The sequence below is a fragment of the Mesorhizobium sp. M1399 genome (genome assembly GCF_040317735.1).
Taxonomy (GTDB): domain Bacteria; phylum Pseudomonadota; class Alphaproteobacteria; order Rhizobiales; family Rhizobiaceae; genus Mesorhizobium.
Map to the genome: position 1 here is coordinate 277,482 of NZ_JAMYKZ010000001.1, position 13,332 is coordinate 290,813.

10 protein-coding genes are annotated in these 13,332 nt (G+C 63.3%); all 10 read left to right on the plus strand.

The genetic code is table 11. The features are described from left to right. Window positions 1-23 precede the first annotated feature (23 nt). The 10 genes from NKH05_RS01405 to NKH05_RS01450 all read left to right on the plus strand — a co-directional run bounded on the left by NKH05_RS01405 (window position 24) and on the right by NKH05_RS01450 (window position 13,324). Entirely contained in the window at window positions 24-1,364 is a 1,341-nt protein-coding gene (locus tag NKH05_RS01405) for a metal-dependent hydrolase family protein (protein WP_352482722.1), read from the plus strand. Between the two features lie 74 nt (window positions 1,365-1,438). Beyond that, window positions 1,439-2,440 (plus strand): branched-chain amino acid ABC transporter permease, encoded by a 1,002-nt coding sequence (locus tag NKH05_RS01410; protein ID WP_023716705.1) that lies wholly within the window; start codon window positions 1,439-1,441, stop codon window positions 2,438-2,440. Then, window positions 2,437-3,462, plus strand: a complete 1,026-nt coding sequence (locus tag NKH05_RS01415; protein ID WP_353024928.1) for a branched-chain amino acid ABC transporter permease — start codon at window positions 2,437-2,439, stop codon at window positions 3,460-3,462. The genes NKH05_RS01410 and NKH05_RS01415 overlap by 4 nt, the downstream gene beginning before the upstream one ends. Window positions 3,463-3,508: 46 nt before the next feature. Further along, complete coding sequence (locus NKH05_RS01420) at window positions 3,509-4,756, plus strand: ABC transporter substrate-binding protein (RefSeq protein WP_353024930.1); 1,248 nt, start codon at window positions 3,509-3,511, stop codon at window positions 4,754-4,756. A gap of 27 nt (window positions 4,757-4,783) precedes the next feature. After that, a complete protein-coding gene (locus NKH05_RS01425; protein WP_352493955.1) occupies window positions 4,784-5,569 on the plus strand; it encodes an ABC transporter ATP-binding protein in 786 nt (261 codons plus the stop codon). Further along, window positions 5,562-7,817 (plus strand): ABC transporter permease, encoded by a 2,256-nt coding sequence (locus NKH05_RS01430; RefSeq protein WP_353024932.1) that lies wholly within the window; start codon window positions 5,562-5,564, stop codon window positions 7,815-7,817. Before NKH05_RS01425 ends, NKH05_RS01430 begins: the two co-directional genes overlap by 8 nt. A 79-nt stretch (window positions 7,818-7,896) precedes the next feature. After that, window positions 7,897-10,083 (plus strand): flotillin family protein, encoded by a 2,187-nt coding sequence (locus NKH05_RS01435; protein WP_353024934.1) that lies wholly within the window; start codon window positions 7,897-7,899, stop codon window positions 10,081-10,083. Window positions 10,084-10,164: 81 nt separating this feature from the next. Next, on the plus strand, window positions 10,165-10,602 hold the full coding sequence (locus NKH05_RS01440; RefSeq protein WP_353024935.1) for an SRPBCC family protein: 438 nt from the start codon (window positions 10,165-10,167) through the stop codon (window positions 10,600-10,602). Between the two features lie 10 nt (window positions 10,603-10,612). Next, complete coding sequence (locus tag NKH05_RS01445; RefSeq protein WP_352909384.1) at window positions 10,613-12,130, plus strand: zinc-binding dehydrogenase; 1,518 nt, start codon at window positions 10,613-10,615, stop codon at window positions 12,128-12,130. 84 nt (window positions 12,131-12,214) lie between these two features. Further along, on the plus strand, window positions 12,215-13,324 hold the full coding sequence (locus NKH05_RS01450; protein WP_352515636.1) for a carbohydrate kinase: 1,110 nt from the start codon (window positions 12,215-12,217) through the stop codon (window positions 13,322-13,324). Window positions 13,325-13,332 lie beyond the last annotated feature (8 nt).

Consider the following 13,332-nt stretch of genomic DNA (forward strand, 5'->3'; position numbering starts at 1 on the left):
CCGACAGTTTGGGAGGTTTTCTGATGGCAGACGACGGCTGGAACGGAAACGGTCCGGGCAGCACGCTCTTTACCAATGTGCGCGTGCTCGATGCGACCGGCGAATACCCCTACACCGGCGAAGTGCTGGTTCAGGGCAACCGTATCAAGCAGATCACCAAGGGCTCGTCGCGTTTCGGCTCGCCGGCTGTGTCGTCCTCCTACAGCGGCTTGTCAGGCGGTGTCACAACGATCGACGGCATGGGCGCGACGCTGATGCCGGGCATGATCGACGCGCATCTGCATCTCTCCTGGAACAACGCGCCCGGCATCGACCCGATCCAGATGATGGAGGTGGAAGAGCACATGCTGGTCACCATGGAGATGGCCAAGCTGGTACTCGACGCCGGCTTCACTGCCGGCCGCGGCGCCGCAGCCGCCAAGCCGCGGCTCGACGTGGTGTGCAAGAAATTCATCAATCAGGGGCGTTTTCCCGGGCCGCGTTACCTCGCCGCCGGTCCCGAGATCACGACGGTCGGCGGCCTCGGCGATTCCGCGCCTTCGCACATTCCGCATGAAGGCCTCAATCTCGGCATCGTCGTCTCAGGTCCCGAGGAAATCCGCCGCACGGTGCGCCAGCTGATCAAATACGGTGTCGATTCCATCAAGCTCAATCTGTCAGGCGAAAGCATCACCGGCATGGGCGCCGAAGAAACGCCAATGTCGGAGGAAGAGGTCGCCATGGCCGCCTCCGAGGCGCGCTGCCGCAACAAGGTGCTGTCGGCACATGCGCGCTCATCCGGCTCGGTCAAGCAGTGCGTCCGTCATGGCATCCAGAACATCTACCACGCTTCGTTTGCCGACGAGGAAGCGCTCGACATGCTCGAGGCGGCCAAGGACAAGCATTTCGTGGCCCCCGGCATCGCCTGGCTGATCAACACCGCGCGCCATGCCGAGCAATGGGGCATCAAGCCCGGCTCGCCGCTCTCGCTCGAATATGAGCGCGAGCTCGAAATGTGCATCGAGACGATGAAAAAGATGCATCGACGCGGCATCCGCGTCTGCATCGGCGGCGACTACGGTTTTGCCTGGACGCCGCAAGGCACCAACGCCAAGGACATCCAGACCTTCGTCGAGATGCTTGGCTTCTCGCCGATGGAGGCAATCCAGGCCGGGACCAAATATGGCGGACAGATCATGGGGATGGCCGACGAGCTCGGCATGATCAAGGAAGGTTATCTCGCCGATCTGCTGTTGATCGACGGCGACCCGATATCGGACGTGCGCATCCTGCAGGACAAGAACCGCATCCTCGCCATCATGAAGGACGGCAAGTTCCACAAGGCGCCGCGCTTGAATGAGCAGCGCCGCCGGCTGACCGCATGAGCATTCTGGACCGGCCATCTTCGCCCGATATTTCGCGGCCTAAGACTTCGGGGCTCGAGATTTCTGGCGGCGGCATGACGCGCAGACAGGCGTGGGGTCTTTTCTGGCTCCTCGCAGCTGCCGTCATTGCATGGCTGGTCTTTGCCGTCTGGCCGGACTGGCTGAACGCCATCCTGATTTCCAAGAAGGCATTCGTCAGCGCCATCCTCAACGGCATCACCCTGGCTGGCCTTTATTTCCTGGTCGCCAGCGGCTTTACCCTGATCTTCGGCCTGATGCGCAACGTCAACCTGGCGCATGGCTCGCTCTATCTGCTTGGCGCCTATATCGGCTATGAGGTGGCGAACCGCACCGGCTACTGGCTGCTGGGTGTCGCCGCGGGCTTCATCGTTCTGGCCCTTGTCGGCGTCGTCATGCAGATCTTCGTCTTCCGGCGACTGGAAGGCGACGACCTTCGCCAGACCCTGGTCAGCATCGGTATCTCGATCGTCGCCGCCGACCTGATGCTGGCGGTCTGGGCCGGCGGCACCTATCAGATCCCGGTGCCGGAATGGCTCGACGGTGCACTGACCTTACCGGTGGTCACGGCCGTGCGGTCTAACGGCGTCTCGGTGTTTCTCACCTACCCGCTTTATCGCGTCGTCGTGCTGGCGGCTGCGATCGTTATCGGCATCGGCCTTTGGCTGATGCTGCACAAGACGCGCGTCGGCATGATGGTCCGCGCCGGCGTCGACGACCGCGCCATGCTGTCGGCCTCGGGCGTCAACGTACACGCGGTCTTTGCTATCGTCTTTGCCGTCGGCGCCGGGCTTGCCGGCTTTGCCGGCGTCGTCGGCGGCTCGGCATTGTCGGTTGCGCCCGGCGAGGACGTCCGCTATCTCCTGGCCTCGCTCGTCGTCGTCATCGTCGGCGGCATGGGTTCGATTACCGGTGCTGCAATCGGCGCGCTGCTGATCGGCCTCGCCGAACAGATCGGCCTCGTCTATTTCCCGACCTACGGCATCGTGCTCACCTTCGTCATCATGGTGGTAGTGCTGTCGGTGCGGCCGCAAGGCATCATGGGGAAAGCGCGATGAGCCTGACCGTCGCCGTAGGCGCCGCGCCTCGACAGAACTGGCTGGAGAAGCTCGGCGCCGGTCACATCATCCTTGGCGTAGCATTGGTTCTCTACCCGCTGGTGGCATCCGATTTCTTCCTGACGCAGATCGGCGGTTATTCGCTGATCTTCGGCATGCTCGCACTGTCGCTGATGATGCTGGCCGGCTATGGCGGTATGGTCAGCCTTGCCCAGATCACTGTCGCCGGCATCGCCGCCTATGCCATCGCCATCCTCGGCGAGAACAATTCGAACGTGCTCGGCCTCGGCTGGCCGTGGTGGATCGCAGCACCCTTCGCCATTCTGGCAGCTGCGGTGGCATCGGCGCTGATCGGCTGGATCTCGGTGCGCACCGAAGGCATCTATACCATCATGATCACGTTGGCGATCGCCACCGCGACCTTCTATTTCGCCCAGCAAAACTACGCGATCTTCAACGGCCATTCCGGCTATGCCGGCATTCGCGCGCCGGTGTTCTGGGGCGTCAACTGGCGCGACCCGAAGGCCTTCTATTATCTCTGCCTGGGTTCGGCGGTGCTGTCCTACGCGGGGATACTCTACGGCGCCCGCTCGACCTTCGGCATGACCGTGCAGGCAATCCGCGACAATCCGCGTCGCATGCGCGCGCTCGGCTATCACGTCACCGCACACAAGGTCTTCGCATGGTTCCTGGCCGGCATCATTGCCGGTGTCGCAGGCGTGCTTTTGGTCTGGTTCAATGGGCGCGTTTCACCCGGCACGATCGGCGTCGATGCAGCCATCGACGTGCTGATCATCGCCGTCATCGGCGGTTTGCGCCACCCGATCGGGCCTTTTCTCGGCGCGCTCGTCGTTGTCCTGATGCAGACCTTTGCCATCGACCTTGTCGGAGCCGAGCGTTTCAACACGCTGATCGGGCTGATGTTCCTGGTGATCGTCTTCATCTCGCCGGATGGAATTCTTGGGTTGTGGGGGAGGATCAGACCGCAGCTAGCTCAGGAGTCCTTGCGTTCCGGTCCGTGACGCCGGAGCGGAATGAACTGCATCAATCAATCAAAGGGAGGAAAAAATGAGAATACATCGACGCACACTGCTTGCGCTGGCGCTTGCCACCGGGCTGACAGCTCCGTCTCTGGCGCTAGCCGCCGACGACACGATCAAGATCGGCCTGCTCGCCACTTTCGAGGGACCGTTCACGGTGCTCGGCGAAGACGGCGAGCGCGGCGCGAAGACGGCGCTCGACGAGGTCAGCGGCATGGTTGCCGGCAAGAAGATCGAAATCGTCAAAGGCTCGTCCGACGCTTCACCTGATACCGCCGTGCGCGCTGCGCGCAAGCTGGTCGAGCAGGATGGTGTCAAGGTTTTGGTCGGCCCGCTTTCGGGCGATGAGGGCCTCGCCGTCAAGGACTATGCCAAGACCCAGCCGACCGTGACCTTCATCAATGGCACCTCGGCGGCGCAGGACACGACGCTGCGCAATCCGGCGGAAAACTTCTTCCGCTTCTCGACCGACGGCGCGCAGTGGATGGCGGGTCTCGGCACCTATGCCTTCAACGACAAAGGCTACAAGCGGGTCGCTACGGTCGCCGAGGACTATTCTTTCCCGTATACGCAGGTCTTCGGCTTCATGGCCGAGTTCTGCAAGGCAGGCGGCAAGGTGCCGTCCAAATCCTGGGTGCCGATCGGCAACAAGGATTTTTCTTCGGTTATCGCGGCCATTCCCGATGACGTCGATGCAATCTACGTCGCGCTTGGCGGCGCCGACGCCGTGAACTTCCTGACCCAGTATCAGCAGGGCGGCGGCGCGGCCCCCTTGATTGGTGGCTCGATCACCGTCGACCAGACGGTGCTGACCTCGAAGGGCAAGCTGCGCGACGTGCTGGTCGGCACGCCTTCCGCCGGACCAACCGCCGACACCAACGACGCGCCTAGTTGGAAAACTTTCGTCGAAGCCTACAAGAAGCAGCCAGGTGCCTTTCCCTCGCCGTCGCTCTTCGCCCACGGCTATTACGTCAACATGAAGGCGACATTGCTCGGTCTCGAACAGGTCGGCGGCGATGTCTCCGATGGCGGCGCCAAACTGCGTGACGCACTCTCGAAACTGTCTTTCGACACGCCGACCGGCAAGGTGTCACTGGACAAGAACCGCAACGCGATTGCCGACATCTACCTGACCGAGGTGACCGAGGGGCCGGACGGCAATCTTTTGAACAAGCTCGTCAAAGTCGTGTCGCAGGTCAACCAGACGCTGGGCATTCCCGAAGACGAGTTCACCAAGCTTGGGGCTGTCAGCCGCGACAATCCGAGCTGCCCGTAACCGCGTGGCTTGCGAGTATATCCGCCCGTGACCGAAACTCTTGCCGCGAACCGTCTCCAAAGCTCCGGCGCCTTTGCGCTGGAACTCGATGGCGTTGCGCGGCATTTCGGCGCTTTGGTGGCGCTCTCCGGCATTGATATGAGGATCGCGGCTGGCGAGCGGCGCGCGGTTCTCGGGTCTAACGGCGCCGGCAAGACCACGCTGTTCAATGCAGTGACCGGCGATTTCCTGCCGACGGCTGGCCGCATCCGCTTCTTCGGCGAGGACATCACCGACTTGCCGCCGCATGAACGCATCCGGCGGGGCTTGCGGCGGACCTACCAGATCTCGCAGCTGTTCAAAGGCTTGTCGGTTCTCGACTCGATCTTTCTCGCTTGCCGCGGCGTCTCACGCCGACGGTTCTCGCTGCTCCGCCCAAAGGCCACCGACGTCAACATGGTGCAGGCGGAATCGATCCTCAATGCCGTGCATCTCGAGGCCTATCGCGACCTGCTGGTGGCGACACTCAGCCATGGCCAGCAGCGGCAGTTGGAGATCGCGCTGGCGCTGGCCGGCGCGCCACGCTTCATCCTGTTCGACGAGCCGGCGGCCGGCCTGTCGCCGACCGAGCGCCGCGACTTGGTGGCGATCCTCAATGCGCTGCCCAAGCATATCGGCTATATTATCATCGAGCACGATCTGGATGTCGCGCTGCGCGTTTCGGAATATGTGTCGATGATGCACAACGGCCGTCTGTTCAAGGAAGGCACGCCGCAAGAGATCGAGGCCGACCCGGAGGTCCAGGAGATCTATCTCGGGGGCAAGCATGGCTGAGCGCCCCGTTCCCCTCGGCCGAACGCTCCCTTCTGGCCCAGCCTCTTCCGGCAAAATAGGCAAGGCGATCCTCAAAATAGAGGATCTGCAGGTCTATTACGGCGAAAGCCATGCCCTTCAGGGCGTCTCGCTGGCGCTGGAAAGCGGCGTGCTGTCGGTGGTCGGCCGCAACGGCATGGGCAAGTCGACGCTCTGCAACACCATCGTCGGCCTGAAGCGCGCGCGCTCCGGCTCGATCCGCGTCGACGGCCGCGAGATCACTGCGCTCGAACCGCACGAGATCCATCGCCTCGGCGTCGGTTATGTGCCGCAAGGGCGGCGCGTCTGGCCAAGCCTGAGCGTTGATGAGCATCTCCGTCTCGCTGCCGGCAATCGGCGCGATGCGAGTTGGACCGTCGAACGCATCTACCAGACATTTCCGCGCCTCGCCGAGCGCCGCACCAATGGCGGCTCGCAGCTCTCCGGCGGCGAACAGCAGATGCTGGCGATCTCGCGTGCCCTGCTCAGCGACCCGAAGCTGCTGGTCATGGACGAGCCGACCGAAGGCCTTGCGCCGATCATTGTCGACCAGGTTGAGCGGATGCTGGTCACCTTGGCCGAGGAAGGTGAGATGGCGATCCTCGTCATCGAGCAGAATATCGGCGTGGCGACCGCGGTTTCCAACCAGGTCGCCATCATGGTCAACGGCCGCATCAATCGGCTGATGGACGCGGCAGCGCTCGCGGCAGACCGGGAATTGCAGCAACGGCTGCTTGGTGTCGGACGCCATGCCGACGAGACGTCCGTCACGCCGGCAGCCGCGGCACAGGCGAAGGACCAGTTGGCTGAAGTCTACCGCATCGACCGGACGGCTACCGGTTCCGAACCGATGACCCAGAATGGAACCTACCTTCCGGTCACCGAACTGCCCAACCGCTGGAACGTGCCGGTCACGGCCATGCGGCAAGCGGCTATCGAGAGGGCCGCGCCACAGGACGATTTGAAGAAGGTCTTTGCAATTCCTTTCGCCGAACGCATTGGAAGAACAGTGCTCGTCGCCGGCACTTTCGATACCAAGGGCAAGGAATTGCGGTTCGTCGCCGACCGGCTGAAGTCCCTCGGCATTCCGGTTCGCACCGTCGACCTCTCCACCTCCGGAAAACCGTCGAGCGCCGACGTTCCTGCCATGCAGGTAGCCGGAATGCATATGCGGGGATCGGCGGCCGTTTTCACCAATGATCGCGGCGGCTCGGTGAGCGCTATGGCGGAAGCCTTCGCGCGCTGGATCGAGCGCGAGCCGCGCATTGGCGGCGTCATCTCGGCCGGCGGCTCCGGCGGCACCACGCTGGCAACAGCAGGCATGCGCGTGCTGCCCGTCGGCATCCCTAAACTGATGGTGTCGACCGTGGCAGCCGGCGACGTCGCCAAATATGTCGGCGGTGCCGATATCATGATGTTCCATTCGGTCGCCGACGTTCAGGGGTTGAATTCGATCACCGAACAGGTGCTGTCGAACGCCGCGCATGCGATGGCGGGCATGGTCGCGCAGCTGCCCAATGCCGAAGCCTGGGAGGCCAGGCGCAAGCTGGCGCGCCCCGCAGTCGGCATCACCATGTTCGGCGTAACAACGCCAGCAGTGCAGGTGGTGACCAGACTGCTCGAGGCCGACTACGACTGTCTCGTTTTCCACGCCACCGGCATCGGCGGGCGGGCAATGGAGAAGCTCGGCGATTCGCGGCTGCTCTCGGCCTTCCTCGACCTGACCACGACGGAAGTGGCCGACATGATCGTCGGCGGTGTTTTTCCGGCGACTGAAGACCGCTTTGGCGCCGCAATCCGCACCGGCTTGCCCTATGTCGGCTCGACCGGCGCGCTTGACATGGTCAATTTCGGCCCGCGCGACAGCGTGCCGGAGAAATTTCGAAGCCGCAAATTCGTCATCCATAATCCGAACGTCACGCTGATGCGGACAACCCGCGACGAGAACCGCGCCTTTGGCGAATGGATCGGTGCGCGGCTCAATGCCATGAATGGCCCGGTGCGGTTCCTGTTGCCGGAGGGCGGTGTCTCGACGCTCGATGCACCAGGCCAGCCGTTTCACGATCCGGAGGCCGACCACGCCCTGTTCGAGGCGATCGAGAAGACCGTTCGCCAGACGCCGCAGCGCCATCTCGAGCGTGTGGGTGCGAACATCAATGACGCGCTCTTCGTCGATGCGGCGGTCAATGCGTTCCGCGCGATCACGCCGAAACTGCAGAGGCGAGCATAATGGCTTCGAGCACGCGCAATTGTAAAATCGGTGCCGGTAGCCTGTGGCTGACCGCATTCTATTTGGGAGGGTAGAAAAGATGGCCGCGCAGACCTTGGGCGCTTTCCTTTTGTGGCTAATCATTGCCGCGATCGTCGTGGTGATCGCCGTCTACATACTGCGATGGCTTTATCGCCGGTCGACCAAGGAGACGGCATTCGTGCGCACCGGCTTCATGGGCGAGAAGGTGGTGGTGAACGGCGGCGCTTTCGTCATTCCGGTGCTGCACGAGATCACGCCGGTCAACATGAACGTCCTGCGCATCGAAGTGCGCCGCGAGGATGCCCTTGCGCTGATCACCAAGAACCGCATGCGCGTTGATCTGGTCGCAGAGTTCTTCGTCCGTGTCGGCGCCGGCCGCGATCTGGTCGCCGCCGCAGCCCAGACGCTCGGGCGCCGCACGCTGCAGCCCGACAGCCTGCGCGAATTGCTGGAGGGCAAGTTCGCCGGTGCCATGCGCACCGTTGCCGCCCAGATGACGCTGGAAGAGATGCACGAGCTGCGCGGCGACTATGCGGCCAGGGTCCGGCAGCTTGCCTCGGAATCGCTCGCCGCCAACGGGCTGGAGCTGGAAAGCGTCGCCATCGTCGACCTCGACCAGACCAGCCTCGAATATTTCGATCCGTCCAATGCCTTCGACGCCGAAGGCCTCACCCAACTGACGGAATCGATCGAGACGCGCCGCAGGATGCGCAACGAGATCGAGCAGCGCACGCTGGTCGACATCCGCAACCAGAACCTCGACACCCAGCGCAAGGTGCTGGAGATCGACCGCGACACCGAATACGCCCGCCTCGAGCAGGAGCGCGAGGTCGAGATACGTCGCGCCTCGCAGCGCTCCGAACTCGCCAGGGAGCGGGCGATCCGCGACCAGGAGGCCGAGCAGGCGCAACTGTCGGCGCGCGAGGCCGTCGAGAAATCGCGCCTCAACCAGGAGCGCAACATTACCGAGGAGCGCATCAAGAGCGAGGAAGACACGCAGCGCCGCGAGATTGCGCGCCGCCGCGCCCTCGATGAGACGGAAATGAAAATGCGCGAACTGACCGAGCGCGAGCAGATCGCGCTAGAGCTCGCCCTGGAAAAGGCCAGGATCGAACGCGAAGGCACGCAGAGCGAGCTCGAGATCGAGCGCAGGAAAGCCCTCGAAATCGCCGAGCTCGAACGCCAGATCGCGCTGGCGGAAAAGGCATTGGAGGTTACCAGGGCCGAGGCGGAAAAGCGCCGCGCCGAAATTGTCGAGAACCAGGCGACCGAAACAGCGCGGATCGGGCAGGAGCGTGCCATCGACGAGGTCAGGATTGCACGCGAGCGTCACCTCGAGGCGCTGCAGATCGCCAAGCGCCAGGCTTTCGAGGAAGCCGAAATATCGGCCGGCGAAGAGGTCGAGCGCGCTCGCATCACCACCGAGCGCGGCATCGAGGAGGCGCGGCTGATCAAGGACCGCGACATCCGCCAGCTCGGCGTCGAGCGCGACCAGAAGATCGAGATAGCCGAAATCCAGAAGGCCATCGACATCGCCAAAAAGACGCAGGAGCGTTCCTCCGCTATCGCGGCATCCGAGGCGGTGCGCGCCAAGGCCATCCAGGCTGAGGAGCAGGCCTTCACGGCGCGCGAGCGCGAGATCGCCGAGCGCCGCAAGCTGACCGACTTGATCGGTGCGGCTCGCGAGGCCGAGCGCGAGGCCTTGCGCATAACCGCGGCCGCAGATGCCGAGATGAAGGCGGCCAAGAGCCTGGCCGAAGCGCAGAAGATCGCCGCTGTTGCCGCAGCCGAGGCGGAGAAGATCCACGCCCTTGCGGCGGCCCAGCGCTACGAGGTTGATGCCGCCGGCCATCGTCAGCTCAACGAGGCCGACAATCTGCTCTCCAACGAGGCTCGTGCCGGTCGCCTGCGCGGCAAGTTGCTCGACCACATGGAAGGCATCATCCGCGAAAGCGTCAAGCCGATGGAGAAAATCGACGGCATCAAGATCCTGCACGTCGACGGCATCAATGGCGGGCAGGGCGGCAACCGCAACGTCACCGACGAGGTGATCGATTCGGCGCTGCGCTACCGGGTCCAGGCGCCGATGATCGATAATCTGATGAAGGAGATCGGCATCGAGGGCGGCTCGCTCGGCCGCATGACCGACGTGCTGCGCGATGCCAAGGACATATCGAGCCTGACCCGCGACAAGAAAGGCAAAGGCAAGGTCAGCAAGGACGACGATGACGACCGCGACCGCTGACCAGGTCCGGTGGGCGGTGTGCTGTGCGAATGAGTGGCGATGCCTCGGCACCGGCCGCTCGTTCGATGCGGGCGGTGGGGCATGACCAAGGTCTATGTGTCCTCGGTCATCCCTGCGCCGGCTGCGGAAGTCTGGAAGCTCGTGCGCAACTTCAACGGCCTTCCCGCCTGGGCGCCATTCGTTGCGGAGAGCCGCGTCGAACAGAACGCACTGGCCGACCAGATCGGCTGCATCCGCAACTTTGTGCTCAGGGATGGCGGGCGGATTCGCGAAAAATTGCTGGCACTGTCCGACTACGATCTGTCGTGCAGTTACGCTATCCTGGAAAGCCCGATGGCGGTGGAGAATTATATCGCCACGCTGTCGCTGACGCCGATCACCGACGGCAATCTCACTCTGGCCGAATGGGAGGCGGAGTTCGACTGTGCGCCTGAGCGCGAAGCAGCACTTATGCATCAGATCGGCACCGGCGTCTTCCAGGCGGCGTTGAGCGCACTCAAGCAGCGCTTCGGGCGCTGACATTCCCGCGATGGTTCAAGTCCGCCAGAGCACCATCATCGATGCGCCGATCGATGATGTCTGGTCGATTCTGCGCGATTTCAACGGCCATGAACGCTGGCACCCGGCGATCTCGTTCAGCGAAATCGAAGGTGGCGACCCGGTCGACGCGGTCGGTTCGGTTCGTCGTTTCCGCCTGGCCGATGGCGGCGAGTTGCGCGAACAGCTGCTGGCGCTGTCCGACAAGGACTTTCGGCTCGCCTATTGCCTGCTCGAAGCGCCGCTGCCGCTGATGGGTTATGTCGCATCGATCCAGCTGAAGCCGGTGACCGACGGCAACGCGACCTTCTGGGAATGGCGTTCCGAATTCCATCCACCTACGCACCGCCGCGACGAACTGGTCAAGCTCGTCTCCGAAGGCATTTATCAGGCCGGCTTCGCGGCGATCCGTAGCCTTTTGCGAGGAAGGGTTCTGACTGCCAAGGCAAGAGCGCCAACGCCGGCACCTCCGTCAGCCCCGCCGCTGATCGCTTCGCCGGTCTCTTCCGCAACAACATCGTTCGGCCAGTCAGCAACAACCAGGGCTATTGTGGTCGAGCGCTATGGCGGTCCGGAGGTGCTGCAACTCAAGGAGATCGGCTTGCCGCCGCCGGCGCCGAACGAGGTGCGGATCCGCCATACTGTGATCGGCGTCAACTTCATCGACGTCTATTGCCGCACCGGCTATTTCGACCTTTTGCAACCACCGGGCGTGCCTGGCATGGAGGCAGCCGGCGTCGTCGAAGCGGTCGGTTTGGAGATTGCCGGTTTCTCGGTCGGCGACCGCATCGCCTATGCCTGCCCGCCGGTCGGCGCTTATACCGAGCGGCGCAACGTGGCGCCCGATCTGCTGGTTCGCCTGTCCGACGATATTCCCGACGAGATTGCGGCCGCGGGTCTGCTCAAGGGCGTCAGTGCGAGTTTTTTGCTGCATGATGTCCATGCGGTGCAGCCGGGCTCCGTCGTTCTCGTCCATGCCGGCGCCGGCGGCATCGGCCAGCTTCTGGTGCAATGGGCACGCCATCTCGGCGCAACGGTCATTGCAACGGTGTCGAGCGACGACAAGGCGCGCATCGTCGAACGCCTCGGTGCCCATCATGTCATCGTCTACTCGCGTGAGAATTTCACTGAGGCCGTCATGCGGCTGACGGGAGGCGTCGGCGCCGATGTGGTCTACGATGCGGTCGGCCAGGATACGTTCGGCGGCTCGCTGGCGGCGCTCCGCATTCGCGGTCACCTCGTCAGTTTCGGTCAGGCGTCAGGGCCGATCGGCAATTGGGACATCGGCCGCTTTGCATCGAAGTCGATCACCGTATCGCGTCCCAACTATGCGCATTACACCGACACGCCGGAAAAACTAGCCCCGCACGTCGAGCGTTTCTTTGCCGCGCTGCGACAGCGCGTCGTCAGGATCGAACCGCCCAAGCGCTATAACCTATCCGACGCCGGCGATGCTCACCGCGACCTTGAGGCCAGGCGGACAATAGGCGCATTGGTGCTGGTGCCATAGCCGACACTCGTCGAAACAGATGTTGACAATGTCATCTGTTGTTGCGAAAGCGTTCAGCCTCGAATTTGACGGCCGGGCGGGACAATGGACGACCTTGGAGCACAGGAACAAGCGGTTCTCGACCTCATTGCGGCGAACCCGTTCGCCGGCCAGCAGGACATAGCAACGGCGCTCGGCATCGCCCGCTCGACGGTCGCGGCCCACATCGTGCAACTCGTCAACAAGGGCTATATTCTCGGCCGTGGTTACGTCTTGCCGACGTCCAAGCGCATGGTCTGCGTCGGCGGCGCGGTGCTCGACCGCAAATACCACGCCAAGAAGGATCTGATTTTCGAGACGTCGAACCCGGTCGACGGTTATCGCAGCTTCGGAGGGGTCGCCCGCAACGTAGCCGAAAACCTTGCCCGCCTCGGCGTCGACATAAGCTTCGTCTCGATCGTCGGCGACGATGAAACCGGCCGCTCGCTGGTGCGGCACCTGCGCGATCTTGGCGCCGATGTCAGCCAGGTCATCACCACCACGGAACGGCCGACGGCGGAATATGCCGCCATCCTCGACCGCAACAATGATCTGGTGCTCGGCATTGCCGACATGGAGATCTTCGATCTGTTTTCGTCGTCCTATCTCGACCGCTTCTGGCCGCATCTGGCTTCGGCGACATGGGTGTTCATCGACTGCAATCTGCCGGCTTCGACCATCGCAGCACTGATCTCGCGCAAGCAGGGCGCGCGCTTCAAGCTCGCCGTCGACACAGTCTCGTCGCCGAAATCAGCGCGCCTGCCTAAGGATCTGACCGGCATCGACCTTCTGTTCACCAACCATGACGAGGCCAATACGATGCTCGGCATGACGGATGCCGACAAGCGGCTAACGCCGAAGGAAGCAGCAGCAGCGCTGCGCGCGGCCGGCGCCAGCACGGTGATCGTAACCGCAGGCGCGCATGGATTTGCCGTTGCGACCGAGAGCGGTGTTACGACGATGCGCTCCGTCCCGGCGCAGGCCGTCGACATCACCGGCGCCGGTGACGCGATGATCGCTGGCACTTTGTACAAGGTGCTTTCGGATGATCCGGTAGCTCATGCCGTCCGCACCGGCGCACTGCTCGCCACGCTGACCACGGAGAGCGAATCCAGCGTCCACCCCGATCTATCGCCGCGCTTCCTTGCCGCCGGCATGTACCGCATTCCTGCCTGAAAGCGAGA